The following is a 25,286-nucleotide window of genomic DNA, read 5'->3' on the forward strand; positions in this document are numbered from 1 at the left end:
CCGCCGAGGACGCCCGGCGTCGCGGCCGGGGCGGCGCGCGATGCCGTGTCCGCAGACCCGGCCGGGGTATCGTCCCCACCATGAAAGATCGGCGATTGCTGCTGGTGCACGCCCATCCCGACGACGAGAGCATCGTCACCGGCGCCACCATGGCCAAATACGCCGCCGAGGGCGCCGAGGTCACCCTGGTGACCTGCACGCGCGGCGACGAGGGCGAGATCATCCCGCCCGGGCTCGCGCACCTGGGGTCCGACCGCGACGACACGCTCGGTGCGCACCGGATCGGCGAGCTCGACAAGGCCTGCCTGGCGCTGGGGGTGCGCGACCACCGATTCCTCGGCGGTCCGGGCCGCTACCGCGACTCCGGGATGATGGGCGCGGCCACCAACGACCACCCCGGCTGCTTCTGGCAGGCCGACGTCGAGGATGCGGCGCACCTGCTCGCGTCGACGATCCGCGAGGTGCGCCCGCACGTCGTCGTCACCTACGACGACAACGGCGGGTACGGCCACCCCGACCACGTCCAGGCCCACCGCGTGACCGTGCGCGCATTCGAGAAGGCCGCCGAGCGCGCCCTTCCGGGAACGCCGTGGCAGACCCGCAAGCTCTACGCGATCGCCCAGCCCCGGTCGGTGCTGGAGGAGTCGGTCGAGCGCCTGCAGCGCGGCCCCGGGCCCTTCACCGCGCCGCAGGAGACCGGCGACATCGCGCCGGGCACGCCCGACGGACTCGTCACGGCCCGCATCGACGCGTCGGCGCACTGGGCGGCGAAGGCCCTGGCGATGCGCGCACACGCCACCCAGATCAGCGTCGAGGGCGAGCTGTTCGCGCTGTCCAACGGCGTCGCCCAGGAGATCCGGGCGGTCGAGTACTTCACCCAGATCGGGGGAGCCGCGGCGCGGCGGCGCGGACCCGAGGGCGTCGAGACCGACCTGTTCGCCTGAAGCCCCGCCGCCCCGGAGACGCGACGCGCGTCCGGCGGAGCCGGCGCGGCCGCAGCCCGCCGGAATCCGCGACCGCCCCGCGTCCGCCGCCCCCACGACACCGGAAGGAAGCACCGCCGTGTCCCCACCTCAGCATCCGCCTCCCCCGCCGCAGGCGCCGGCGGCCGCCGGCGGACCCCCGCGCCGCGCGTCGGCGGCCGCCCGCTTCGCCGATCCCGTCGTCACCGCTCTGGGGTATGCGGTGCTGCTCGCCGCCGGGGTCGCCGCCGGACTCGGCGGCACGGTCGCGGCCGGGTGGCTGTCCTATCTGTGGCGCGCGGGCGCGGCAGGGCAGGCGGTGGCCGCGGTCGCGCTGCCGGTCCTGCTGGCCGTGCTCTTCACCGGATGCCGGGCGGCGGGCTGGGGGATGGGTTCGCGGTTGGGGGCGGGCCTGCCGGCGATCGGCTGGGGCGGATCGGTGTTCGCCCTCATCGCGGTGACCTCCGGCGGAGACATGGTGCTGACCTCGACCGCGATCGACTACTGCTACCTCTTCGGCGGCCTCACCGCGGTAGGCGTCGCCGTCGTCCTGACTGAGCCCGGCTGACCGGGGCCCGCACGCTCCGGCCGCCGGGTCACGATGCCCAGAACCGCAGCAGTACCTCGCCGAATCCGACGTCGATCTGCGGCATCCCCAGTCCGGCGAACACCTGCATCAGCACCCCGGGCACCTCGACGTTGACCTGCGGAACCCACAGCAGGGCGAAGACCGCGATGACGCCGAACACGCCCCACGGGCGCATGCGCTTCTCCGCGTCGCCCGGAAGGTGCGGCGCGATGACGCCGAACCCGTCCAGGCCGGGGATCGGCAGCACGTTGACCAGCGCCGCCGTGACGTTGAGGTAGCACAGGTACATCAGTCCGCCGAGCATCCAGTTGTCGGTGTACATGTCGGCGGGAACCAGGACCGCGACGGTTGCGGCGGTGGCCGCGGCCACCGCCAGGTTGACGGCGATTCCGGCGGCGGCCACGAGGCTGCGCCGGCCCCTGCCCGGTACGGCGGAGGGGTCCAGGTAGGTGGCCGGTCCGGTCAGGCCGACTCCGCCCAGGAGGACGAAGGCCACCGGCATCAGCAGACCCGCGAACAGCTCCCGGAAACCGAACGGGTTGAGCCGCAGGTAGGCGCTGCCGCGCAGGGACCGGTCGCCGAAGCGGTAGGCGAGCACGGCGTGGCCGTACTCGTGCAGGGCCAGCGAGACGATCCACCCGGCGAGGATGAATACGAACGGCAGGTAGACGGTGGAGTCGTCACCGGTCCAGTCGACCTCGGCCCGGGTCCAGGAGAACCAGCCCGCCAGCCCGGCGATCCCCAGTAGCAGCACGAAGAACGGGCTGGGCATCAGGTCGGCGATGCCGCGGGCCGTCCCCCGGCCGCCGGAGTCCCCCGCGGCGTCGGGCCCCTGCGCGGCCGCTTCGTCCCGGTCGGTGGGTTCAGGCGCGGACATGGTGCTCCAGCTCGTGGGAAGACGGGTCACAGCATCCGTATCCGTGCGCACCCGCGGTGCGCGGGGGATCGGCGGCGGCGTCCCCAGGCTATGGGCACTCGGCGCGGACCGTGCACCGGCCCCGTCCGCTCCGGACGCGGCCCGCGGGGGACCCGCGCCGGGTGCGCCCGGGCTCGTGTCTACAGCGAGGTCGGGGGAGTGGTCGCCGACAGGTGCATGGAGGTCAGTGAGAACGCGTGGCCGGCCTTGGTCAACTGGCGGCTGCCGCCTTCGCCCAGCAGGTCGCCGCCGACGACCAAGCCCAGGGTCTCCAACAGCCAGGTGACGGTGATCAGCACCGAGCCGACCTGCTGGGTGTCGGGCAGTCGGCCGTCGCTGCCCCATCCGGCGTCGGCCAGCACCAGGCGGGCCTCCTCGGCGATGTCGGTGCAGGTGTCGCGGGCGTGGTTGCCCGTCGAGCGCGACGACAGCGACAGCAGCAGCCCCAGCAGGGTCTCGGTGGCGGCCTGGGCGAAACCGTCGGTGTCCAGCACGCTTTCGGCGACGGCGCGCCACAGCGCCTCGGTGTCGCCGTGCAGCCGCCGCCCGCGCCGCGTGAGTACCAGTCGGCGGCCCGACCGGCGTACCGCCCGCATGGTGCGCAGCAGCTTGTGCAGCGCGATGAGCTGAGTGGAGTCGGTTTCGCTGCGGGGCGGCGACGGCGAGGTCTCCCAGTCGAACTCCGCGCACAGCTCGCGCACCACGCTGGGCGAGATGTAGCCGATCTGGGTGAGCCCGATGCCGTCGTCGGCATAGTCGAGCAGCCGCACCACCGGCGCCAGCACGGCGGCGGCGTCAGGCGGGGTCTCGGCGCCGCTGATCAGTTGGCCCAGCAGCGGCCACAGCCGCTGGCGGTGGGGGTGGGAGGGCGAGGAGAGCCACGCGCGTACACGCTCCTCGCGGACCCGGTCGAGCCTGCTGCGGCCCTGGGAGTCGGGCTGGGTCAGAAACGCCCGGGTCTGCTGCTGCTGGGCGTTGCGCCAGGACGGGGTGCCCGGCCGCAGTTCGTCCAGCGCGACGGCCAGCTCCAGCGACGCGGCGGTGGCCTGGTACGCGGAGATCTCGGCGGAGCCCAGTGTGCTGCCCCAGGTCAGCTCGGGAAGGTCGGGCGGTTCGACACCCGAGGCGCGCATCGCCCGGCGGTAGGCCTGGCGGCCGGAGTCGTGGCTGACCCGGTGGTTCTCCAGGATCTCGCGGGTGACGCCGGAGGTGCAGATGGCGGCGTAGCGGTCCAACCCCAGCAGGCTGAACAGCCGGCCCAGCGACCGCGCCGCGAAGTGGTGCTCGGCGGAGTCGGTGGAGAAGCGCGCCGGCAGCACGAACCAGCAGAACTCCTGGACGGAGTGCTGGGTGAGCGCTTCGAGGTTGCGGCCGTCGGTCAGGGTCGACAGTGCGGTCTCGGCGATCCGGGCCGCGCGGGAGTCCGCGCGGGCGAGCTGGGCGAGGGCGGAAGCGACGGTCTCCTGCATGGCGTGAACTCGCCACCTCCCCCTTCGACATCAGCGGCGGGCGCTTAGCCGTCCGTCGGCGGCCTGCCGGACCCGCGCCTGCGTGTGGGTGGTTGCTGCGGCACGATACGGCTCCCCGCGACGTCGTCGGCAGTGACTTCAGTCACACTCCCGTCGCGCCGGCGGAGCCGCAGCAGGCCGTCCTGCCAGGACTCCAGGACTCCGACGATATCCTGGAATCCCCCGCCGGGGAGCCGTAGGCGCACGTTGGCGCGCCGCCCGACGTCGTGGGGAGTCAGCTCGGCACTCAAGCGCGGTGCGGAGTCCACGGGATCGACCCCCAATTACGTAAGAACGCTCGGTAGACGCAATACTGGATAGTGCGAATCGTGTGTCAGATGCCCGGCGGTTCCGCTCCGGGCTCTCCGGCATCGCCCAGGCTATGTGACAGCGAAGACACTTACACGCGGTCAACGTGGCGAAGACCGAGGAGGAGTACGACGTGACTTACGTCATCGCGCAGCCCTGCGTCGATGTGCTCGACAAGGGGTGCATCGAGGAATGCCCCGTCGACTGCATCTACGAGGGCAAGCGCATGCTCTACATCCACCCGGACGAGTGCGTCGACTGCGGCGCCTGCGAGCCGGTGTGCCCTGTGGAGGCCATCTACTACGAGGACGACCTGCCCGAGCAGTGGTCGGAGTACTACAAGGCCAACGTCGAGTTCTTCGACGAGATCGGCTCGCCGGGAGGCGCGTCCAAGGTCGGCCAGCTCGACACCGACCACTCGGTGGTCGCCAAGCTGCCTCCGCAAGCCGAATAAGGCGCGGACCGAGGCCGTGCGCGCGCTCGCGACCGGGGTGGCGCGCACGGCGGGTCCGCCGCCGGGGCGGACGCTCAAAGCGGCTTCAGCCGGTGAGCCCGCACTCCCGGCCCGTCGGCGGGTTCCGCCGGCGGCGAGACACCAGCCGCGCCGCGGCGGCCGAACCTGCCGCGTACCCGGTGCCGGACCGTGCCGCGCACCGGCCGAGACCGAGGAATGGACACGATGGCCGACCGCAGGCGCGTGGCGGACCGACTGCCGACTTTCCCGTGGGACCGGCTGGCCCCGCACAAGGCGACCGCCGCCGCCCATCCCGACGGTCCGGTGGACCTCTCGGTAGGCACGCCCGTCGACTCCGTGCCCGAACGCGTGCGCCAGGCCCTGGCCGCGGCTTCCGACAGCCCCGGCTACCCCGCCACCTACGGCACCCCCGAACTTCGTGCGGCGGCCTCCGACTGGCTGGCGCGCAGCCACGGTGTCACCGTCGAGCCCTCGGCGGTTCTGCCGTCGGTGGGCTCCAAAGAATTCGTCGCCTGGCTGCCCACGCTGCTGGGCGTGGGAGCCGGCGACACCGTCGTCTACCCCGAACTCGCCTACCCCACCTACGACGTCGGCATCCGCATGGCCGGCGCCGACCCCGTGGCCGCAGACGGGCTGACCGCCCTCGGGCCGGCGCCCGTGCGGCTGGTGTGGATCAACTCCCCGGCCAACCCCACCGGCCGCGTCCTGGGAGTGGAGCACCTGCGCAAGGTCGTCTCCTGGGCGCGCGAACGCGGAGCCGTCGTCGCCTCCGACGAGTGCTACATCGGCCTCGGCTGGGAGGGCGAGGAACCGGTCTCGGTGCTGCACCCCGACGTGTGCGGCGGCTCCCACGACGGCCTGATCGCCCTGCACTCGCTGTCCAAGCGCTCCAACCTCGCCGGCTACCGCGCGGCGTTCGCCGCCGGCGACCAGGCGCTGATCGACGAGCTGCTGGCGGTGCGCAAGCACGCCGGCATGATCGTGCCGGCGCCCGTCCAGGCCGCGATGCGCGCCGCCCTGGACGACGACGGCCACGCCGACGAGCAGAAGGCCCGCTACGGCGCCCGGCGCACGGCGCTGCGCGGTGCTCTGGAGGCCGCCGGCTGGGAGATCACCCACTCCCGGGCCGGGCTGTACCTGTGGGCGGCCCACCCCGATCGCGACGCGTGGGGGTCGGTGGAGCTGCTCGCCGAGCACGGTGTCCTCGTCGCGCCGGGAGAGTTCTACGGCCCGGCGGGGGCCGGCCACGTGCGGGTGGCCTTCACCGCGCCCGACGAGCGCGTCGACGCGGCGGTGAAGCGGCTGCGCGCCCTTTCCTGAGGCGCGGTGGACCCGCCTTCGCGCCCGAGCCGGCCCGCGGGAACCCGCGGCGCCCGCCCGGGACGCGGCCGTCCTGGCCATCCGGGCCGCCCGGTGTGCCGGACGCGCCCCGCCGGCGCCCTAGTTCAGCACGACCTCTCCGCGCGGTGCGGCGTCGGCCTCGGGAATCGTCGTCCAGCCCTTCTGACCCGCGGCGGCGCGCCAGCGCTGGTCCTGGTGGGTCACCGATCCGATGCCGTACTCCTTGGCGTTGGCCACCGCCCACTGCGCCATCGCCCAGCCCAGGTCGCCGGTGGCGTAGGACCCGCCGGGCGGCACCGCGCCGGGGTCGGCGCCGAAGATCCGGGCCATCTCCGCGCGGGCGCCCTCCAAGTCGGACTCGCCCACCCCGTCGGGCAGCACGCACGACACCGTCGGGCCCGAAGCGCCGGTGAACGCCTCGGCCATCTGCCGCGACACCGGCTCGTGCTGGTCGTAGGCGAAGCCGTCGGCGCTGCGCTGCACCGCCTGGGCCGCTTCGTAGACCGGCATGTCGTTGTAGTCCGTGATCTCGATCAGCTTGGCGTAGAAGGCCTCGGAGGCGTAGACGGGGTCTGTCAGCTCGTCGGGTTCGCCCCACTCCTGCGAGGGGCGCTGCTGGAACAACCCGACCGAGTCGCGGTCGCCGTACTCGATGTTGTAGAACTTCGACTCCTGCCAGACCGTCGCGTAGGCGATGACCACCGCCTCGCGCGGCAGGTCCCGGGCGAAGGCCACGCCGCCGATGGTCGCGGCGTTGCCGGCCTGGGCGGGATCGAGGGAGTCGGTGTCGCCGTCGGCGGTGAACGTGCAGGCTTCGACGGGGTCGGGTTCGCTGACCTCCAACGGTTGTACCGAGGTCAGCACGTAGTACCCGCCGGCGAGCAGTGCGCCGCAGATCAGCGTCAACACGACGAGGATCTTGAAGAATGCGGAGACTTTCCGGGGTTTTCCAGGCACAGGCAGACCGTAGGGGTTGGGGCGCGGGCGGAGCGCGCCTCGGCTGACAGGAGCGGTCTCGCGCGGTATCCGGCCGGGGGAGGCCGCCGCGCTGATCCGGGAAGGGGATCTGCACGCATAGTAAGGCGTAGCGGAAACCGGAGCCCGACGGCCGCGTGCAGCGGTGGTCCCGGTGCGCTCCGCCGGGCGCGGCCCCACGAGGCAGGGCGGAACCGGCGGCGCGGCGGGTGGACGGGAAACCGTCCGCACGGCGTTGCGGAGCGCCGCGCGGGCCGGGTTGGGGCGCACGGCGCCCGGCGGTAGGCTCCGGATCCATGACCACCGCGTTCACGAGCCCGCTTCCCGAGGATATCGACACCCTCTGGGAGCGCCGATCCGAACTGACCCCCGACCACACCGAAGCGCGCGACGTGATCGTCGGCGCGGTCGACGAGCTGGACACCGGCAAAGCCCGGGTCGCCTTCGTCGACGAGTCCACCGACGAGGTCGTCGTCGACGAGCGCGCCAAGCGCTCCATCCTGCTGAGCTTCCGCGTCCTGGCGATGGAGGAAGCCGAGGTGGGCGGCTTCCATTACCACGACCGCATCCCGCTCAAGACCCGCTTCGACGGCGTGCGCGTGGTACCCGGCGCCGTCGCCCGCTGGGGCTCCTACCTGGCGCCGGGCGTGGTGCTGATGCCCTCCTTCACCAACTTCGGCGCCTGGGTGGGATCGGGCACCATGGTCGACACCTGGGCGACCGTGGGATCGTGCGCCCAGGTCGGCGAGAACGTGCACCTTTCCGGCGGCGCCGGCGTCGGCGGCGTCCTGGAACCCCCGCAGGCCTCGCCCGTCGTCATCGAGGACGGCGCTTTCCTCGGTTCGCGCAGCATGGTCGTGGAGGGCGCCCGGGTGCGCCGCGGCGCCAAACTCGGCGCCGGCACCATCCTGACCTCCTCCACCCGCGTCTTCGACGCCGAGTCCGGCGACGAGTTGCCGCGCGGCGAGGCGCCCGCGTGGTCGGTGTGCGTCACCGCCAACCGCGTCAAGAGCTTCCCCGGCGGCGACTTCGGTATGCCGTGCCTGCTGGTGCTCAAGCGTCTGGAAGCCGGTGAGGAGCACGACAAGCTCGCTCTGAACGACCTGCTGCGGGAGCACGGCGTCAACGCCTGAGCCCGCCGCGGTCCGCCCCCGAGCCCGTCCCCGCCCGGCCGCCGGGCGGGGACGGCTCCGGCGGCACACGGGCGCGGCGCGCACCCGGGGCCCGACTCGGGCGTGCCGCGGACGCCGTGCCCCGACCGGCGCAGTCCCGACCCGCCACGAGACCCGCCCCGACCCGAAGGCAGCCGAAATGCTGGATCCGACTTCCGACGTCCGCACGCTCACGGCCGACCTCGTCGACACCGAGTCCGTCAGCGGCGGCGAACGCCCGCTCGCCGACGCCGTCGAGAGCGCCCTGAGCCGACTGCCGCACCTGACCGTCGAGCGCGACGGAGACGCGGTCATCGCCCGGACCGAGCTGGGCCGGCAGCGCCGGGTGGTCCTCGCCGGGCACATCGACACCGTGCCCGTCGTCGGCAACGTGCCCTCCCGCACCGAGGACGGGCGGCTCTACGGCTGCGGCGCCTCCGACATGAAAAGCGGCGTGGCGGTGCAGCTGCGCCTCGCCGCCTCGGTGCCGGAACCGGCGCACGATGCGACCTACGTGTTCTACGACTGCGAGGAGGTCGACGCCGAGCGCAACGGGCTGCGCCGGCTGGCCCGCAACCGCCCGGAGCGGCTGCTGGGCGACTTCGCGGTACTCCTGGAGCCCACCGGCGGCGTCATCGAAGGCGGCTGCCAGGGGACCATGCGCGTCGAGGTCATCTCCCGCGGCGAGCGTGCGCACAGCGCCCGGTCCTGGATGGGGTCCAACGCGATCCACGGCGCCGGGCCCGTCCTGGACGTGCTGCGGGCGTACGCTCCGCGCCGTCCGGTCGTCGACGGCCTGGAGTACCGCGAGGGCCTCAACGCGGTGTTCGTCGACGGCGGCGTGGCCGGCAACGTCATACCCGACGCGTGCACCGTGACCGTCAACTACCGGTTCGCGCCGGACATGACGCCCGTGGACGCCGAGCAGCACCTGCGCGACCTGTTCCAGGGATTCGACGTTCGGGTGACCGACTCCGCGGCGCCGGCGCGCCCGGGACTGGACGACCCCGCGGCGGCCGAGTTCGTCTCGGCCGTGGGCGGCGGCGACGTCCGCGCCAAGCTCGGCTGGACCGACGTCGCGCGGATGGCGGAGCTGGGGGTGCCCGCGGTCAACTACGGGCCCGGCGAACCCACGCTGGCCCACACCCGCGACGAGTGGGTCTCGCTGGACGCCGTCGCCGACGCCGAGGCCCGCATGACCGCCTGGCTCACCGGCGCGGCCTGATCCGCGGCGCGTACGGGTACACGTCCGATTGTGGTCGCGTGCGTGTGGCCTGGGATTCAGCATGCGGCAGCCCGAATCCGGATAGCGTTGCGGTATGACGGATTCTCGTAAAACCCGGAGTGCGGGACCGCTCACCTACCGAGGCGACGCGATCCCCGATACGACGACCGACCAGCGCCTCCTGGACCGCCGCGGTCCGGCCGACTGGGTGCACACCGACCCCTGGCGGGTACTGCGCATCCAGTCCGAGTTCGTCGAAGGCTTCGGCTTGCTCTCGGAGGTCGGCCACGCGGTCAGCGTCTTCGGATCGGCCCGCACCAAGCCCGGCACCCCCTATTACGAGACCGGCCAGGAGATCGGGACGAAACTGGCCTCGTCCGGCTACGCCGTGATCACCGGCGGCGGCCCCGGGGTCATGGAGGCGGCCAACCGCGGTGCGCAGAACGCGGGCGGATCCTCGATCGGCCTCGGTATCGAGCTGCCGTTCGAGCAGAGCCTGAACGACTACATCGACTTCGGCGTCACCTTCCGCTACTTCTTCGTGCGCAAGACGATGTTCGTGAAGTACTCGCAGGCGTTCGTCGTGCTGCCCGGCGGCTTCGGGACGATGGACGAGCTGTTCGAGGCCATCACCCTGGTGCAGACCGGCAAGGTCACCCGGTTCCCGGTGGTGCTGGTCGGCACCCGGTTCTGGTCGGGCCTGCGCGACTGGATCCGCGACACCCTCCTCGAAGAGGGGACGATCTCCGAGGGCGACCCGGAGCTGGTGCACCTGACCGACGACCCCGACGAAGTCGTCGAGATCATCCGCAAGTCCCACATCGATCTGGCCCGTCGCGAGTTCGAGGCGCAGCGCGTGGCCGACGAGGCGTCCGACCTGCACGCGGCCGAGGAAGCCTCCGAGTCCTCCTGACCCCGCAGAACCGCGTTCCCGGCGACCACGGGGTCCGCCCCGGCCGGGGGTTCCCGGGGCCCGGGGGTCACGCCAGGCCGCGGCGGGCCAGGGCAGGGGGCCTGCGGCCGCGGACCGAGGCGACCAGCGCCAGAGCCTGGCGCACCGCTTCCGGATGGGCGGTGGCGAAGACCCGCGCCCCGAGCCAGGCGTAGACCGATGCCACAGCCACCTCGGCCGCCTCGGCGGCGTGTGCGCCCCCGGCCCCCTCCGGCCCGGAGCCGCTGCCGGAGCCGTCCGGGGCCGTGCATCGGACGAGGACCGTGCTGCCGCGTTCGGCGCGTTCGCGCACCCGATCGGGGGCGGGGCGGTAACCGAGGTCCTCGGCACCCTCGACGATCGCCCCGGGTTCCACCACCCGGCCGTATTCGGTCTCCTCCGGCACCATGGCCCCCCGATCGCTGCGCGGTGTGCTGTCCGGCCGCCCCGCCCGCATGCCCGGCGCCGGCGGTGTCGGCCGCGGTGGCGCCGTCCGGGCGTGTGGCACCATTGAGGTTAATGTCTCCGATCATCGTCGCCCTGATCGCCCTTGCCGCGGTGGCCGTGCTCGCCGGCGTGGCGTACGTGGTCATGGGGAAGGGCGGCGAGCTGGCGCGTTTCGAAGCCGACCACCCGCCGTTGGAGCTGCCTTCCGGCCGGCCGTTGTCCGGTCCCGACGTGAGCCGGGTCCTGCTGCCGCTGGCTCTGTGGGGCTACCACGTGCGCGCGGTCGACGACGTGCTGCGCCGCGTCGTGGGCGCGCTGTCGGAGCGCGACGCCCGGATCGCCGACCTGGAGCGGCGCTTGGCCGAGGCCGGGCGGCCGGTTCCGCCCGACTCGGCGCCGGGGAGCGGTGCCGGTGCCGCGGGGGGAGACACCGGGCCCACCGCCGCCTTCCGTGCGGGCTCGCATCCGGGCGCAGGGACCGGCGCCGATCTCCGGGAATCCGGTCGTTCGGGCCCGAACGCCGGTGCCGCCGGGCCGTCCCGATCCCCCGCCGACTCCTCCGACTCCGCCGGCGCCTTCTCCGGTGCGGACGGTTCCGCCGAGGCCGGAAGCGCTTCCGGCGGCGGCCGGGAATCCGCAGCGGCCGCGCCGCAGCGGCCGCGCGCGTCATGAGCGTCGACGAAGCGACGGCCCGCCCCGGCCCCGACGGCCGGCGCCGGTGCCACTGGGCGCTGGGCGACGAGGCGCTGCTGCACTACCACGACACCGAGTGGGGCCTGGAGATCACCGGTGACGGCGCCATGTTCGAACGGATCTGCCTGGAGGGCTTCCAAGCGGGCTTGTCGTGGCTGACGGTTCTGCGCAAGCGCCCCGCTCTGCGGGAGGCCTTCGCCGGGTTCGCCCCCGAGGCCGTGGCCGACTTCGGTGCGGCCGACGTCGAGCGGCTGCTGGGCGACGCCCGCCTGATCCGCAGCAGGGCCAAGATCGAGGCCGTCATCCGCAACGCGCGGGCGGCACTGGAACTGCCCGGCGGTCTGGCCGCGCTGGTGCGGGGATATGCACCCGAGCGCCACCCGGCGCCCGAACGTGTCACGGACGTTCCCGCCTCCACGCCCGAGAGCGCCGCGCTGGCCAAGGCGCTCAAGCGGCACGGGTTCTCCTTCGTCGGGCCGACGACCGCATACGCGGCGATGCAGGCGACCGGTGTCGTCGACGACCATCTCACCGGGTGCTTCCGCCGGGGGCGGTCGGCGCGTCCCTAGCGAGGAGCCGATCACGCCCGCGGGCGTTGTAGGCTCCGGCTACAGGCGGATCCGCCGTCCGCGCGCCGCGTCCGCCGACGCGGCGCGCGGCCCGCCGATACGGCGCGGTCCGGTCCGCACCGCACGTCATCCCGTCCCTCTCCGCGGTCCGCCGCGCGCAGCGGGCGGCGACATGTCCGGCATCGGTATTTTCACCCAGTGTGCTCCACATCACCCCATGTCGGAGGCGGTGTCGGGATCTGTCGCTTATTCTCTGTCGCTATAGCCGCGAGCGGACGACGCCTGAGCCCGTACGCTTTGGAGGTCCACGCCATGATCACAGCCAACACCCCCGCCCCGGTGCGCCCCGGGAGCCCGCGGTGAGCGGCCTTTCCAGCGCGGACGCCAAGGGAGACGCCGACGAGAAGGGCGGCTCGCCCGTCCGGCACATCTCGCTGTGGCCGCCGCCGCGTTCCTCCCGGCACAGCGCCAAGCGCCGCCGGAACCTCGTCCTCGGGCTGGCCGCGGTCCTCGTCGTGGGGTCGGGCGTCGGTTCGGCCGCCGTGTGGGTGATGCAGCGCGACGGCTCCGCCGGCGGATCGGCCGTGCCGGAGTCGTATGCGGGCACCTGGCGGGGCGAGATGAGCCAGGTGAACGAGAACGGCCGGCATGTCGCCGACTGGGGCGCCGAGGTCAAGCTGGAGCGCGGCGAGGAGCGCGGCGTATCGGAGTGGTACACCTTCGACTGCCGCGGCAGCCTCACCCTGACCGAGCGCTCCGGCGACCGCCTCGCCTTCGACTACGTCGAGACCTACGACCCCGAGGAGCGCTGCGTGGACGAGTCCGACCTCGTTCTGGAACGCGGCGGATCCGCGGGCACGCTCGACGCCCGCTGGACCGCCGTCTCCCACAACGGCGTCCCGATGACCTCCACGGGGACTCTCCGTTAGGGTGGTCGCCGCTGAGGTCCGCGCGCCCGCCGCGCGCGGGACAGGGCCCCTGGAGGGAATATGACCGGCACCCGGCCCTTGGCCGATGACGATCCCGCGAGCATCGGCGGCTACACGCTGACCGCACGTCTGGGGCAGGGCGGCCAAGGCGTGGTCTATCTCGGCCGCGACGGCTCCGACGGCGCGACCGTGGCGGTCAAAACCCTGCACTCCGACGGCATCGACGCGGCGGGACTGCGCCGCCAGCTCTCCGAGGAGGTCGAGACCGCGCGCAAGGTCGCGCGGTTCTGCACCGCCCAGGTGCTGGCCGCCGACATCGACGCCGATCCGCCCTACGTCGTCAGCGAGTACATCGAGGGCCCGACGCTGCGCGAGGTGGTCCTGCGCGACGGCCCGCTGCGCGGCTCCTCCCTGGAGCGGCTGGCCGTGGGCTCGCTGACCGCCTTGGCCGCCATCCACCAGGCGGGCATCGTGCACCGCGACTTCAAGCCCGGAAACGTCCTCCTCGGCCCCGACGGTCCGCGGGTGATCGACTTCGGCATCGCCCGCGCGCTTGAGGGCACCGCCGTCCTCACCAGCCAGATCGCCGGCACCCCCGCCTATATGGCCCCCGAGCAGATCGCCGGAGAGGCGCTGGGCCCCGAGGTCGACCTGTTCTCGTGGGCGTCGACCATCGTCTTCGCGGCCAACGGGCGCAGCCCGTTCGGGCAGGACTCGCTGCGGGAGGTGCTGCACAGCGTCGCCGACGAGCAGCCGGAGCTGGGAGAGCTGGACGGGCGGCTGCGCGGGATCGCCGAGCGCTGCCTGGCCAAGGCTCCGAGCGAGCGGCCCACCGCGGCCGAGACCCTGATGGGCGTCCTCGGCGTGGCCATGTCCGGTCCCGCGGCCGCGGGCGCCGTGGAATCCGACGAGTCCGATGACTCCGGCGGGTCCGGTGCGGTACCCGTCCAGACGCTGGCGGCCGGCGCTGTAGCCGCCGCGGCGCCGGAGATGCGCGAGCACACGGCCGCCGGACTGCGCGACAGCCTGCCGCAGGACGCCGGGAGCGTGATCGACGCGGACGGTCTCTTCCGGTCCTTCCCGCCCGCGCCGTCGACCGGATCGGGACCGCAGCACCCGCACGGGCGGCAGTCCGCTCCCGCCCCGCCGAGCGGGCCGCAGACGCCGCCGGGGGCGCCGGCTCCGCCCCGCGGCGACTGGCGCGCGCCCGGTTCGGGTGCTCCGACCGGCACCCCGCCCGCGTCGGGCCCGCAGGGGCCCTACGGGGAGCCGCCCGCCGCGATGCCGCCGACCGGCGGTCAGCGGCCCTACGGCTACGGTCCGCCGCAGTCGGCTCCCGTGTCGGGACCGCAGCCGCCGCAGGCCTCCGGACCCGGCGGACCGGGCCACGGCCGGCAGCCCTACGGCCCGGAAGGCGCGGTACCGCCGCCCGGACCCTACGGTCCGGGAGCCGCGCCGTCCCCGACCGGGGGACAGCCTCCGCAGGGCCGGCCCGGTTCCGGGCAGCCGCCTGCGGGTCCCGGGCCCCGCGGTCCGGGTCCGGCGGCTCCCGCGTCGGGACCGCAGCCGCCCTACGGGCCGAGCGCTTCCGGCGGGCAGCCGCCGGCGCCGTCGGGCCCCCAAGCCGCCTACGCCCCGGGGCAGGGCGCTCCCGGCTGGGGGCCGCAACCGCCGTCGCCCTACGGGCCCGGCGGCTCCGCACCCGGACCGTCCTCGGGCGGCAGCGGAGCCGGCGTGATCGTCGGCGTCGTGGCCGGGGCGTCGCTGCTGGTGGTGATCGGGGTAGTGGTCCTCATCATCACGATCGTCGCCTGAACCGCCCTCGGAATCCGCCGGCTAATGGCCCTCGAACTCCGGCCGCTCCTTGTTCAGGAAGGCCACGGTGGCGTTGATGTGGTCGCGCGTCTCGGCGCACTGGTCCTGCAGGCTCGCCTCCATCTCCAAGGCGTTGGCCAAGTCCAGCCCCGAGCCGAAGGTGAGCTCGGCCTTGACGGCCGCGTAGGCCACCGTCGGGCCGCCGGCCAGGCGTTCGGCGAGCCGGCGTGCCGACGCCTCCAGTTCGTCGTCCGGAACCACCTTGCTCACCAGCCCGATGTCCAGGGCGCGCGTGGCGGGGACCGGCTCGGCCAGCATCAGCATCTCCATCGCGCGGGCGTGGCCCACCAGGCGCGGCAGCGTCCACGACGCGCCCGAGTCCGAGCCCAGGCCCACGTTGGCGAAGGCCATCAGGAACGATGCGTGCTCGGAGGCGATACGCAGGTCGCAGGCGAAGGCCAGGGACGCGCCGGCGCCCGCGGCCGTGCCGTTCACCGCCGCTACGACCGGCTTGGGCATGCGCGCCAGACCCAGCACGATGGGGTTGTAGTGGTCGCGGACGGTGCCGTTGAGGCCGTGCCCCTCGTTGAGGTTCTCGGCGTGCTCGCGCAGGTCCTGCCCGGCGCAGAACGCCTTGCCGCTGCCGGTGAGCAGCACCGCACGCGCCTCGGTGTCGTTCTTGGCGCGCTCGATCGCGGCCAGCAGGGCCTGTTTGGTCTGCAGCGTCAGCGAGTTCATCGCGTCGGGGCGGTTCAGGCGGATCGTCGCGACGCCGTCGGTGAGGTCGTAGCTGACAGGGGTGTCGCCGGTGTCGTCGGCACCGCCGCCCCCGCTGACTGTTTCGTCGTGATTGTCGGTGGTGTCGGCAGTGTCTGATTCGGACAAGCGGATCTCCCGATCTGGTCTGCTACTGGCGCGGTCCCCGAGACCGCGAAAGTGCCCTGCGGCTATAACCTTACTGTCCGGATTCTTCGGGGCCGATGGTCCCGGCACAGTCCGATCGTTCCCAATCGGTTCCCAAAACCGAGATAATGGAAGAACAGTGATTCGTTCCCTGAGTCACGCGGATGCGGCACGTCCCCGGACCGGCCGCCCCGAGGCAGGGGCACCTCCGCCGGAGCGGCCCATTCACCCGCGAGAGTTTCCTATGAAAGGGGATACGGCATGGCGGCGATGAAGCCGAGGACCGGTGATGGTCCGATGGAGGTCACCAAGGAGGGCCGCGGCATCATCATGCGGGTCCCGCTTGAGGGCGGCGGGCGACTCGTCGTCGAGCTCACGCCGGACGAAGCCGCCGAACTCAAGGAGGCTCTCGACGGCGTCGTCGGCTGACCGGCCGAGCCCCGCCCGGCGGCCGCACCGGCAGCCGCCGCACGTGTGCCGCAGCTACCGCAGGCCTGCGAGCCGCGGCCCTACCGAGAGCCCACCCCACGATTGCGAGCATCCGTGCCGATCGCTACGGAGATCCGCCCGGTTCCGGGCACCCTGATCGACTCCGCCGCCGACCTGGTGGCGATTCCCGTCGTGCGCGGCGGCGCGGCGCCGACCGCCCTGGCGGCGGGCGCGGGCGTCGAACCCGCCGAGCTGGACGCGCGGCTGCCGGCTCCGGCGGCCGCGCTGGTCGCGCACTACGAGCTGACCGGCAAACCCGGTGAGATCGCGCAGTTCCCCGCGGACCTCGGTTCGGGCCTGGTACGCGTCGTATTGCTCGGCGTCGGCGAGGGGGCACCCGCCGACCTGCGCACGGCCGGCGCCGCACTGGCCCGGGCGGCCAAGGGGCACGGCACGGCGGCGAGCACCGTCGCACTCCTGGAGCCGGTGGCCGACGGCGGCGCCGGCGCCGTGGAGGCGTTCGCCGAAGGGGCGCTGCTGGCCTCCTACCGGTTCAGCCTGGCCTCGGAGCAGAAGGGAGCCGCGCCGCTGGAGACACTCCTCCTGGTCGGCGCGGACTCCGCGGAAGCCGCCTCGGCACTGGGCCGCGGCGAGGCCCTGGCGCGAGCGACGGCGCTGGCGCGCGACCTGATCAACACCCCGTCGTCGGAGAAGGACCCGGCGTGGCTGGCCGCCCGGGCCGGCGTGGTCGCCGCCGAGTCCGGCCTGCACGCCGAGGTGTGGGACGAGGACCGGCTCGTACGCGACGGCTTCGGCGCGATCCTGGCCGTAGGCGCCGGCTCCGACCGCCCGCCCCGAATGGTGCGACTGGACTACCGCCCGCAGAACCCCGCGGCCCACATCGTGCTGGTGGGCAAGGGCATCACCTTCGACAGCGGCGGGTTGTCGCTGAAGCCCAACGACAACATGAAGCTCATGAAGACGGACATGAGCGGCGCGGCGGTGGTACTCGGCGTGATGTCGGCACTGGCGGGGCTGGGCAGCCGGGTCGCCGTCACCGGTCTGCTGCCCGTCGCCGAGAACGCCTTCTCCGGATCCGCGCTGCGTCCCGGCGACGTGATCCCCGCCTACGACGGGCGCACGATCGAGGTGCTCAACACCGACGCCGAAGGCCGGCTGGTCATGGCCGACGCTCTCGGCTACGCGGTGGCCCGGCTGGAGCCGGACGCTCTCGTGGACGTCGCCACCCTCACCGGCGCGGCCAAGGTGGCGCTGGGTACCGGGACGGGGGCCCTGTTCAGCGGCGACGACGCCCTCGCCGCGGCACTGGCCGAGGCCGGCGAAGCGTCGGGCGAACCGGTATGGCGGATGCCGCTGACCGAGGAGTACCGCGACGCGCTCCAGTCCCGGGTGGCCGACCTGGCCAACGTCGGCGACGGCGGATACGGGAGCCCCGGGGCCGCCGAGGCCGGGCTGTTCCTGCGGGAGTTCACCGGAGGCCTGCCGTGGGCGCACCTGGACATCGCCGGCCCCGGGCGCTCGGTGAGCGACGAGGGCGTGCTGAGCAAGGGCGGCACCGCGTTCTCCACCCGGCTGCTGCTGCGCTGGCTGTCCGCCGACGGTCCGGCCGCGGGACCGGGCGGAGCGTCGGGATAGGCCCGCTTTCCGGAAGGGACGCGTCCGCCGGAGAGGCACGTCCGGGGCGCGTCCCGACTATCGGGGCCCGGTCCGGCGGGCGCGGGCGCTTCGGCGTCCCTGCGGGGCCGATCCGCCGCTCCCGGGCCCGTTCCCGGAGCCCGTTCCCGAGGCCTCGGCGGCGGCCGTTCGGCGGCGGGTCCGGTGCGCTCGGCCGGCGCCGAACGGCTCTCAGGCGCTGTCGCGGGGCGCCTCGCGGATCGCCGCCAGGAGGCCCTCGCCGATGGGCAGCAGCAGCGGGATCAGGTCCTCGTCGTCGCGCACCTGGCGGGCGACCTCGCGTACCGCCGCAGTGCCCGGATCCGGAGCGCTCAACGGCCCGTCGGCGCTCGTGGCGGCCTCCAGCGCGTTGTTGAACACGACGATCCCGCCGGGGCGCAGCAGCCGCAGCGCCTCGGTGAGGTAGTCGGCGTAGGCGGCCTGCTCGGCGTCGACGAAGACCATGTCGTAGGCGCCGTCGGTCAGCCGCGGCAGCACGTGCAGCCCCCGCCCCAGGATCAGCCGCACGCGTCCGGCGGCGAAGCCCGCCCGTCGGTAGGCCGACCGCGCGAGCTCCTGGTACTCGGGTTCGATGTCGACGCTGGTCAGCACCGATTCGTCGCGCATGCCCCGCAGCAGCCAGATGCCGGAGCTGCCGCAGCCGGTGCCCACCTCCACGACGGAACGGGCGCCGATCGAGGCGGTCAAAAAGCGCAGGGCCGCGCCCCCGGAGGCGCTGACGGGCGGGGACTCGGCGCGCTGGCCGGCCTCGCGCGCCGAGGTCAGAGGGGCGTCCTCGACGGCGTACTGATCGATGTGGGCCAGTGTGTGGGCCAGTGTGTCGTCTCGGCTGGCGATGGCGGCCTCCCCGCGTGTGGTCTGACATGTCCCCGAGCCGGGCGGCCCCGTCGCGGGACCTGGCTCGGCCGGATGGCGGGACGCGGCGTGCGCCGGCTTGCCCGGACCGCGGCGCTCCGGGCGAACACCCGGTCACACTGCGTGCCGGTGCGCTCACCCCCAGGCCGGGTCCAGGGCACAGACTAGCCTGCCGAGGGCCTCTGAGGACGTGTTGGCGGCGCAGGGAACTTAATCACCGTCTCGCGACGTTGCAAACCGGGTAGGGACGGTTCCGTATCCGAACCGTCGGTGCCGGCCCCGGCACGACCGGCTTGACGACGCAGGGGCGGTGCGCCCGGACCCCGCGGGCGAACGCGAACCGAAGGGAGAGGCGGTGGCAGACTCCGACGCTGCCGTGGACTTCGAGCAGTGGGAGCCGCCGAGCTGGGACGAGGTCGTCCGCGACCACTCGGCGCGCGTGTACCGGCTGGCCTACCGCCTGACCGGGAACAAGCACGACGCCGAAGACCTCACCCAGGAGGTCTTCATCCGGGTGTTCCGGTCGCTGGCCAGCTATACCCCGGGCACGTTCGAAGGCTGGCTGCACCGCATCACCACGAACCTCTTCCTCGATACGGCGCGGCGCAAGCAGCGCATCCGGTTCGAGGGGTTCTCCGACAACGCCGACGACCGCCTCCAGGGCCGCGAGCCCTCGCCGGCGCAGTCGTTCGACGACCGCCACTTCGACGCCGACGTCCAGGCCGCACTCGACGACCTGCCCGCGGAGTTCCGCGCCCCGGTGGTGCTCTGCGACATCGAAGGCCTGTCGTACGAGGAGATCGCCGCCACCCTCGGTGTGAAGCTGGGGACGGTGCGCAGCAGGATCCACCGGGGCCGCGCGCAGTTGCGCAAAGCGCTCGAACACCGGCGGCGCCTGGCAGCCGCCCGCGAAGCCGAGCTCCGGGGCGGCGCCGATCGTGGTATCGGGGAGGTGGAGTGACCATGGACCATCCGGAAGAGCGCCTGTCCGCTCTCGTCGACGGCGAGCTCGGCCACTCCGAGCGCGACCGTATTCTGCGGCACCTGGCCGACTGCGAGGACTGCCGGTTCGAGGCCGAGACGCTGCGCGGCCTCAAGCGCCGCCTGCACGGTCTGGATGCGCCCGAGCCCTCCACCGACTTCCTGGGGCGCCTGACGTCGCTGAGCGGGCCGTCGGCCGACCCGCCGGAACGTCCGCAGGGACCGCCCGGGGGCATGTTCGGATCCGCGCCTCCGGGATCCGGCCGGCCGATCGGCGGCGGTCCCTCGGCGGCTGCGGTCGAATCGCCCCCCGCCGCACCGGCGCCCGAGCGCGCCCGCCGCCCGGCCGCCCGCCCCCGGCCGATGACGGTGCTGCGGCCGCGCTGGGAGCGCACGCGCTTCGCCGTCGCCGGCGCCTCGGTGCTGGCCGTCGCGCTGGGCACCGCCTTCGTCGCCGGCGGCGACTCCGCGGACGCGCCGGTGGTCACCCCGCCCGTGGAGGACTACATCGTCGAGCATGCCGTGACCTCCCGCGACCTCCCGGTGCCCGGAATCGAGAACGCGCGTTCCCAAGTGAGTACGGCGGTCGAGACCGGCGCGCCGACGTCCGCACCGCGGTGACCGGCGCGGGCCGCCCCTGAGCGGGCGCGCCCGTCGGCCGCCTCCCTCGAAGGCGACGCTGCGCGTCGTCCACCGCCGCCCACCGGAGACGCTCCGCGTCGGAGGAAGTCCCATGCGGATCCCGCTCGTCCTGCTGTCGCTGTCGCTGGCCGTCCTCGTGCTGCTGCCGTCCTCGGTGGCGGCCGACGCGGAGGAGGTCCCGGCACCGGGCGGGGACGACGCCTTGGAGCTGCTTCGCCGGACCGCCCAGTCCCTGCGCGAGGTCTCGTTCGAAGGCGTGCAGTCGGTGACCGCTCCCGGCGCCGGAACCGGCACCGTCGACGTGGTGCACCGCGCCGGCGAGGGCACCGACTACCGCTACGAGGCGAGCGTGCTCCCGGGCCGGGGACGCGACGTCATGGTCGGCGCGACCTCGCCCCTGCTGAAGTCCGACCGTGTGCTCCTGGACCAGCTGGCCGAGGTCTACCGGGTGACCCGTACCGGTCGCGGCCGGATGTGCGACCGGCCGGCCGCCGTGCTCGACGCGCTGCGCGCCGACGGCAGCGTCGCCGGCCGGATCTGGGTCGACGAGGCCACCGGGATACCGCTGCGCAGGGAGATCCGCGACGCCTCCGGCCGGATCGTGCACGCGGTCGAGTTCGTCGAGGTCAGTATGGGCGGCGAGCCCGATCGGCCGGAGGGTTCCGGCGTGCGGGCGCGCCCCTGGTCCGACGAGCTCTCGGAGGCGCAGCTGGCGCGGCTGCGCGCGGACGGCTGGAGCGTCCCCGAGCGCCCCGCCTGGAACCTGCGGTTGATCCGGGCGTGGACCACGGACACCGACAGCGGCCGCGCGGTCCACCTGGCGTACTCCGACGGGCTCTCCGTCGTGTCGGTGTTCGCTCAGCGCGGTCGCCTGCCCGGCGAATCGGAAGGAACCGGATCGGGGGCCGCGAAGGTCGTACCGGTGGACGGCGACGGCATGTCGGGCGTCGCGCAGCAGCGGATATGGGACTCCGGCGGTTTCGTCTACACAGCGGTGGGCCAGGCGCCCCCGGGACTGTTCGGCGCGGCGGCCGACGGCTTCACGGTTCCGGAGCCGCCCCGGTTCTGGAAGCGGATCCTGCGGGGGTTCGACCACCTCTCGGCGGCCGTTACCGACTGAACAGGGACGATGGTGGACCGGTCAGGTCCGTCATGGGGCGTTTTCGCCCTGCGAAGCGCGCATCCGGGGCATAGGATCCGCCGGTGGCGCTTCCCCCGACAGGCCACCTAACGGCCGGTTTATCCGAGCTGCTCCACGATTGGGGCGGCCGCGACAGACGGAGAGTTGGATGACCGACGACACCGGACCCCCCACCCCCGACAGCGGAGCGGACCAGAGCCGGGCGAATCCGCACGCGCCGGAGGAAGGGCGGACGGAGGCCGCGCAGGATCCCGCAGATCCGTCCCCGGCGGCCCCGCAGGGCGAGCCCGCGTCCGGGCACAGCGGCGACGCACCGGCCCCGCAGCAGCCCCGCCCCGGCGACCCCGGGAAGCAGCTCTCCGGGCCCCACAGCGCGCCTCACGCGCCGCAGAGCGGGCCCGTGCCCGGGATGCCGGGGGGACCTGCGAGTGCGCCCCAGGCGGGGCCGCGGGCGCAGCCGCCCCGCGCCCCCGCCGCCGGAAGCGGCCGGCGGCCGCCGCAGAGCACGGACGGTCCGGCGCCCGACCCGCCCCACTACGCGGGCCAGGGCGGCCCCGGCATGGCCGCCCCATCGGCGGGCGGCCCCGGCGGCCCTCCGCAGCCCGGCGGCCCCGGCGGCCCTCCGCAGCCCGGCGGCCCCGGGGGTCCCGCCGGAACGGGCGGCCCCGGCTTCCCCCCGGGCCCCGCGGGCGCCGGGGGACCTGCCGGCCCGGGCGGCCCCGCAGGGCCCGGACCCTACGGTCCGCCCGGCTTCCCGCAGCCCCCGCCCCGCCCGCCCAAGCGGCGCCGCGGCATGCCGCTGTGGGCCGTGCTGGTCCTCGTGGCCGTCGTGGCGGTCGGCTCCGCCGGCGGCGGCGGCCTGCTCGGCGGATCGCTGGGGGCGCACAGCACCGATCCGCCCGAACCCACCGACTCGCCGCGGCTCAACACCGACTTGCCTTCCGACGCCCCCAGTCGCGCCCCCGACACCGTGGCGGGCGTCGCCCAGCGGGTCAGTCCCAGCGTGGTCTCCATCCAAGACGGCGGCACGACGATGAGCGGCAACGGCTCGGGCTTCGCCATCGAGAACGACCACGTGGTCACCAACAACCACGTCGCTTCGGCGCTGGAGAGCGGCGAGCTGGAAGTCGCCTACAGCAACGGCCGCACCAGCGGCGCCGACGTCGTCGGAACCGAGCCCGACTCCGACCTGGCCGTGCTGCGGCTGGAGGACCCGCTCGACGTGCAGCCACTGGCGTTCGGCGGTTCCGGCGAGGTGACCGTCGGAGACGAGGTCGTGGCCATCGGCGCGCCGCTGGGACTGGCGGGCACCGTCACCTCCGGCATCATCAGCGCCGTCGACCGCCCCGTGCGCTTGGGCGAAGGCACTGCGGGCCAGGGGACCTCCATCAGCGCGCTGCAGACCGACGCCGCGATCAACCCGGGCAACTCCGGCGGTCCGCTGGTCGACGCGCAAGGGCGGGTGATCGGCGTCAACACCGCCATCGCGACCATGGGCGGGACCGCGGGCGAGCAGAGCGGCAGCATCGGCCTCGGCTTCGCCATCCCTTCGGACGAGGCCGAAGGCATCGTCGCCGACATCCTCAGCGGCGCCGGCGAGGACGGATCCGAGCCCGCCGACGAGGACCGGCCCCGGATCGGCGTCGCCTTGGACGGGGACTACGACCAGGGCGCGCTCATCGCGGCCGAGGAGGACGCCGGCGGCGACGCCGTCGAGCCCGGCGGCCCCGCCGACGAGGCCGGACTGCGGTCGGGCGACGTCATCGTCCGCTTCGACGGCCGCGACATCTCCGACGCCGACACGCTGATCCGGCTGATCGGCGACTACGAGTCCGGCGACCGGGTGGAGGTCGTCTTCGAGCGCGACGGCCGGCGCAACACCACCGACCTCACCGTGGGATCGGGCCCGGACTGACGCCGCCGGGATCCGGCGGCTCCGCTCACTCCGCGGCGCCGGAGCCGATGTCCTCGTGCCACAGCTCGGGGCGCGCTCGGACGAACGCGTCCATCATGGCGGCGCAGCCGGGGTCGTCGAGCACGACGACCTCGACGCCGTGCTCGGCCAGCCAGTCGTGCCCCCCGGAGTAGGTGCGCGCTTCGCCGACCACCACCCGCGGGATCCCGAATTGCCGCACCAGCCCGCTGCAGTACCAGCACGGCGAGAGCGTGGTGACCATGGTCGTGCCGGCGTAGCCGCGTTGGCGCCCGGCGGCGCGGAACGCCGCGGTCTCGGCGTGGGCGGACGGGTCGCCGTCCTGCACGCGCCGGTTGCGGCCGCGTCCCAGGACCCGCCCGTCGCCGCCGATCAGGGCGGCGCCGATGGGTACGCCGCCCTCGTCGCGGCCGGCGCGCGCCTCCTCGGCGGCCGCGGTGAGCCACTGCCGGTAGCGGTCGGTGTCCTCGGACGCGGGCAACGGTTCCTCCGGGGTCGCGGTGTCTGCGGTGCCGGCGCCCCGCCGGGGCGCGGCGGCGGGCTCCGAGGATACCGCCGGGCGCGCCGCGGCGGCCGGAACGCGGCCGTGCGCCGCCCGCGCCGCGTCCTGCGGACCGTATGCCGGCGCCGTGATCCGGCATACGAAGGGGCCGCCGTCGCCGACGGCGGCCCCTTGGAGCCCGGTTGCCCGGTGGTCGGTACCGGGTGTTACCGGCCGCCGCCGACCGGCGTGACCCCGAGCTGCATCCCCGACAGGCCCCGCGGCTTGCCGACGAGGTCGCCGGCGATCCCGCTGAGCACCTGCGAGGCGTCGGTGCTGGGCTCGCTGAGCACGAGCGGCTGGCCCTCGTCGCTGCTCTCGCGCAGGCGCATGTCCAGCGGAACCTGGCCCAGCATCGGAACCTCGGCGCCCAGGGACTTGGTCAGGCCGTCGGCCACGGTCTGGCCGCCGCCCTCACCGAAGAGGTAGGTGCGCTCATCGCTCCCCGGCGCGACGTAGTAGGACATGTTCTCGATGACGCCGGCGACGCGCTGGTGCGTCTGCCCGGAGATGGCGCCCGCCCGCTCGGCGACCTCGGCCGCGGCCTGCTGCGGAGTGGTCACGACCAGGATCTCGGCGCTGGGCAGCAGTTGGGCGACCGAGATGGCGATGTCGCCGGTGCCCGGGGGAAGGTCCATCAGCAGGATGTCCAGGTCGCCCCAGAAGACGTCGGACAGGAACTGCTGCAGGGCGCGGTGCAGCATCGGGCCGCGCCACACCACGGGCTGGTTGCCCTGGGTGAACATGCCTACGGAGATGACCTTGATGCCGTGCGACGTGGGCGGCATGATCATGTCCTCGACCTTGGTCGGGTGGTCGGAGACACCGAGCATCCGCGGCACCGAATGCCCGTAGATGTCGGCGTCGACCACGCCGACCTTGTGCCCGAGGTCGGCCAGCGCCGCCGCGAGGTTCACGGTCACCGACGACTTGCCCACGCCTCCCTTGCCGGAGGCGACGGCGTAGACCTTGGTGAGCGAGTTGGGCTTGGCGAAGGGGATCTCCTTGTCTTCCTGACCGCCCTTCAGCTTCGTCTGCAGTGCCTTGCGCTGCTCGTCGCTCATGACGTCGAGTTCGACGTTCACCCGGGTGACGCCTTCGACCTTGGTGACGGCGGTGGTGATGTCGCTTTCGATTCGCCCCTTCATGGGACAACCGGCCACCGTGAGGTAGATGCCGACGTTCACGACACCGCCGTCGGCGATCTCGACGCTCTTGACCATGTCGAGATCGGTGATGGGGCGGTGGATCTCGGGGTCCTGGACGGTCGCCAGAGCCGCGTTCACCTGCTCGGTGGTGGGTGTGGAGGACATACCCCCATGGTATGCAAG

Annotated in this window: 26 protein-coding genes; 17 read left to right on the plus strand and 9 right to left on the minus strand. The window is 73.8% G+C overall.

Annotated elements, in window-relative coordinates:
* Window positions 1–80: 80 nt before the first annotated feature.
* Both mshB and HNR25_RS15965 read left to right on the plus strand, forming a co-directional pair.
* Window positions 81–944: an N-acetyl-1-D-myo-inositol-2-amino-2-deoxy-alpha-D-glucopyranoside deacetylase gene (gene mshB / locus HNR25_RS15960; RefSeq protein WP_184636302.1), complete on the plus strand. Its 864-nt coding sequence runs from the start codon at window positions 81–83 to the stop codon at window positions 942–944.
* 118 nt (window positions 945–1,062) lie between these two features.
* Entirely contained in the window at window positions 1,063–1,530 is a 468-nt protein-coding gene (locus tag HNR25_RS15965) for a hypothetical protein (RefSeq protein WP_184636303.1), read from the plus strand.
* A 28-nt stretch (window positions 1,531–1,558) separates the two neighbouring features.
* Here HNR25_RS15965 and HNR25_RS15970 read toward each other — a convergent pair whose 3' ends face one another.
* The 3 genes from HNR25_RS15970 to HNR25_RS27225 all read right to left on the minus strand — a co-directional run bounded on the left by HNR25_RS15970 (window position 1,559) and on the right by HNR25_RS27225 (window position 4,244).
* Complete coding sequence (locus HNR25_RS15970) at window positions 1,559–2,428, minus strand: site-2 protease family protein (protein WP_184636305.1); 870 nt, start codon at window positions 2,426–2,428, stop codon at window positions 1,559–1,561.
* Window positions 2,429–2,607: 179 nt separating this feature from the next.
* Window positions 2,608–3,936, minus strand: a complete 1,329-nt coding sequence (locus HNR25_RS15975) for a hypothetical protein (protein ID WP_184636307.1) — start codon at window positions 3,934–3,936, stop codon at window positions 2,608–2,610.
* Between the two features lie 44 nt (window positions 3,937–3,980).
* Complete coding sequence (locus tag HNR25_RS27225) at window positions 3,981–4,244, minus strand: putative acetyltransferase (RefSeq protein ID WP_425579740.1); 264 nt, start codon at window positions 4,242–4,244, stop codon at window positions 3,981–3,983.
* A 173-nt stretch (window positions 4,245–4,417) separates the two neighbouring features.
* Here HNR25_RS27225 and fdxA point away from each other — a divergent pair, with 173 nt between their 5' ends.
* Together fdxA and dapC are read left to right on the plus strand one after the other, a co-directional pair.
* A complete protein-coding gene (fdxA, locus tag HNR25_RS15980) occupies window positions 4,418–4,738 on the plus strand; it encodes a ferredoxin (protein WP_040269768.1) in 321 nt (106 codons plus the stop codon).
* A gap of 225 nt (window positions 4,739–4,963) precedes the next feature.
* Window positions 4,964–6,079: a succinyldiaminopimelate transaminase gene (gene dapC, locus HNR25_RS15985; RefSeq protein ID WP_184636309.1), complete on the plus strand. Its 1,116-nt coding sequence runs from the start codon at window positions 4,964–4,966 to the stop codon at window positions 6,077–6,079.
* Between the two features lie 120 nt (window positions 6,080–6,199).
* Here dapC and HNR25_RS15990 read toward each other — a convergent pair whose 3' ends face one another.
* On the minus strand, window positions 6,200–7,057 hold the full coding sequence (locus HNR25_RS15990) for a hypothetical protein (RefSeq protein ID WP_184636312.1): 858 nt from the start codon (window positions 7,055–7,057) through the stop codon (window positions 6,200–6,202).
* 314 nt (window positions 7,058–7,371) lie between these two features.
* Here HNR25_RS15990 and HNR25_RS15995 point away from each other — a divergent pair, with 314 nt between their 5' ends.
* The 3 genes from HNR25_RS15995 (at window position 7,372) to HNR25_RS16005 (ending at window position 10,364) form a co-directional block, all read left to right on the plus strand.
* Window positions 7,372–8,208 (plus strand): 2,3,4,5-tetrahydropyridine-2,6-dicarboxylate N-succinyltransferase, encoded by an 837-nt coding sequence (locus HNR25_RS15995; RefSeq protein ID WP_184636314.1) that lies wholly within the window; start codon window positions 7,372–7,374, stop codon window positions 8,206–8,208.
* A 178-nt stretch (window positions 8,209–8,386) separates the two neighbouring features.
* On the plus strand, window positions 8,387–9,451 hold the full coding sequence (gene dapE / locus HNR25_RS16000) for a succinyl-diaminopimelate desuccinylase (RefSeq protein WP_184636316.1): 1,065 nt from the start codon (window positions 8,387–8,389) through the stop codon (window positions 9,449–9,451).
* Window positions 9,452–9,545: 94 nt separating this feature from the next.
* Window positions 9,546–10,364, plus strand: coding sequence for an LOG family protein (locus HNR25_RS16005; RefSeq protein WP_184636318.1), 819 nt, complete (start codon window positions 9,546–9,548; stop codon window positions 10,362–10,364).
* A 67-nt stretch (window positions 10,365–10,431) separates the two neighbouring features.
* On the opposite strand, the gene HNR25_RS16010 is transcribed toward HNR25_RS16005, so the two are convergent.
* Window positions 10,432–10,791: a hypothetical protein gene (locus tag HNR25_RS16010; RefSeq protein ID WP_184636320.1), complete on the minus strand. Its 360-nt coding sequence runs from the start codon at window positions 10,789–10,791 to the stop codon at window positions 10,432–10,434.
* Window positions 10,792–10,901: 110 nt separating this feature from the next.
* On the opposite strand from HNR25_RS16010, the gene HNR25_RS25980 reads away from it, so the two are divergent.
* The 4 genes from HNR25_RS25980 to HNR25_RS16030 all read left to right on the plus strand — a co-directional run bounded on the left by HNR25_RS25980 (window position 10,902) and on the right by HNR25_RS16030 (window position 14,835).
* Window positions 10,902–11,501: a hypothetical protein gene (locus HNR25_RS25980; protein WP_246463689.1), complete on the plus strand. Its 600-nt coding sequence runs from the start codon at window positions 10,902–10,904 to the stop codon at window positions 11,499–11,501.
* Window positions 11,498–12,091 carry a DNA-3-methyladenine glycosylase I gene (locus HNR25_RS16020; protein WP_184636321.1) on the plus strand — a complete coding sequence of 198 codons (594 nt, stop codon included), beginning with the start codon at window positions 11,498–11,500 and terminating at the stop codon, window positions 12,089–12,091. Before HNR25_RS25980 ends, HNR25_RS16020 begins: the two co-directional genes overlap by 4 nt.
* Window positions 12,092–12,450: 359 nt before the next feature.
* Complete coding sequence (locus HNR25_RS16025; protein WP_312862569.1) at window positions 12,451–13,020, plus strand: hypothetical protein; 570 nt, start codon at window positions 12,451–12,453, stop codon at window positions 13,018–13,020.
* A gap of 60 nt (window positions 13,021–13,080) precedes the next feature.
* Window positions 13,081–14,835, plus strand: a complete 1,755-nt coding sequence (locus HNR25_RS16030) for a serine/threonine-protein kinase (protein WP_221457618.1) — start codon at window positions 13,081–13,083, stop codon at window positions 14,833–14,835.
* Between the two features lie 21 nt (window positions 14,836–14,856).
* On the opposite strand, the gene HNR25_RS16035 is transcribed toward HNR25_RS16030, so the two are convergent.
* Window positions 14,857–15,720, minus strand: coding sequence for an enoyl-CoA hydratase (locus tag HNR25_RS16035; RefSeq protein ID WP_184636323.1), 864 nt, complete (start codon window positions 15,718–15,720; stop codon window positions 14,857–14,859).
* Between the two features lie 279 nt (window positions 15,721–15,999).
* On the opposite strand from HNR25_RS16035, the gene HNR25_RS16040 reads away from it, so the two are divergent.
* A complete protein-coding gene (locus HNR25_RS16040; protein ID WP_084722758.1) occupies window positions 16,000–16,167 on the plus strand; it encodes a DUF3117 domain-containing protein in 168 nt (55 codons plus the stop codon).
* Window positions 16,168–16,281: 114 nt separating this feature from the next.
* Window positions 16,282–17,823 carry a leucyl aminopeptidase gene (locus tag HNR25_RS16045; protein ID WP_184636325.1) on the plus strand — a complete coding sequence of 514 codons (1,542 nt, stop codon included), beginning with the start codon at window positions 16,282–16,284 and terminating at the stop codon, window positions 17,821–17,823.
* A gap of 210 nt (window positions 17,824–18,033) precedes the next feature.
* On the opposite strand, the gene HNR25_RS16050 is transcribed toward HNR25_RS16045, so the two are convergent.
* Window positions 18,034–18,657 carry an O-methyltransferase gene (locus HNR25_RS16050; protein ID WP_184639392.1) on the minus strand — a complete coding sequence of 208 codons (624 nt, stop codon included), beginning with the start codon at window positions 18,655–18,657 and terminating at the stop codon, window positions 18,034–18,036.
* A gap of 370 nt (window positions 18,658–19,027) precedes the next feature.
* On the opposite strand from HNR25_RS16050, the gene sigE reads away from it, so the two are divergent.
* The 4 genes from sigE to HNR25_RS25990 all read left to right on the plus strand — a co-directional run bounded on the left by sigE (window position 19,028) and on the right by HNR25_RS25990 (window position 23,396).
* Window positions 19,028–19,678 (plus strand): RNA polymerase sigma factor SigE, encoded by a 651-nt coding sequence (sigE, locus tag HNR25_RS16055; RefSeq protein WP_312862570.1) that lies wholly within the window; start codon window positions 19,028–19,030, stop codon window positions 19,676–19,678.
* A gap of 2 nt (window positions 19,679–19,680) precedes the next feature.
* Window positions 19,681–20,319, plus strand: coding sequence for an anti-sigma factor family protein (locus HNR25_RS16060; RefSeq protein WP_184636329.1), 639 nt, complete (start codon window positions 19,681–19,683; stop codon window positions 20,317–20,319).
* A gap of 112 nt (window positions 20,320–20,431) precedes the next feature.
* Complete coding sequence (locus HNR25_RS16065) at window positions 20,432–21,460, plus strand: sigma-E factor regulatory protein RseB domain-containing protein (protein ID WP_184636331.1); 1,029 nt, start codon at window positions 20,432–20,434, stop codon at window positions 21,458–21,460.
* Between the two features lie 814 nt (window positions 21,461–22,274).
* Window positions 22,275–23,396, plus strand: coding sequence for a S1C family serine protease (locus tag HNR25_RS25990; protein WP_246464423.1), 1,122 nt, complete (start codon window positions 22,275–22,277; stop codon window positions 23,394–23,396).
* Window positions 23,397–23,421: 25 nt separating this feature from the next.
* Here HNR25_RS25990 and HNR25_RS16075 read toward each other — a convergent pair whose 3' ends face one another.
* Entirely contained in the window at window positions 23,422–23,895 is a 474-nt protein-coding gene (locus HNR25_RS16075) for a nucleoside deaminase (protein ID WP_184636335.1), read from the minus strand.
* Window positions 23,896–24,122: 227 nt separating this feature from the next.
* Window positions 24,123–25,268: an Mrp/NBP35 family ATP-binding protein gene (locus HNR25_RS16080; protein ID WP_184636337.1), complete on the minus strand. Its 1,146-nt coding sequence runs from the start codon at window positions 25,266–25,268 to the stop codon at window positions 24,123–24,125.
* Window positions 25,269–25,286 lie beyond the last annotated feature (18 nt).

This window comes from Streptomonospora salina, assembly GCF_014204715.1.
Taxonomy (GTDB): domain Bacteria; phylum Actinomycetota; class Actinomycetes; order Streptosporangiales; family Streptosporangiaceae; genus Streptomonospora; species Streptomonospora salina.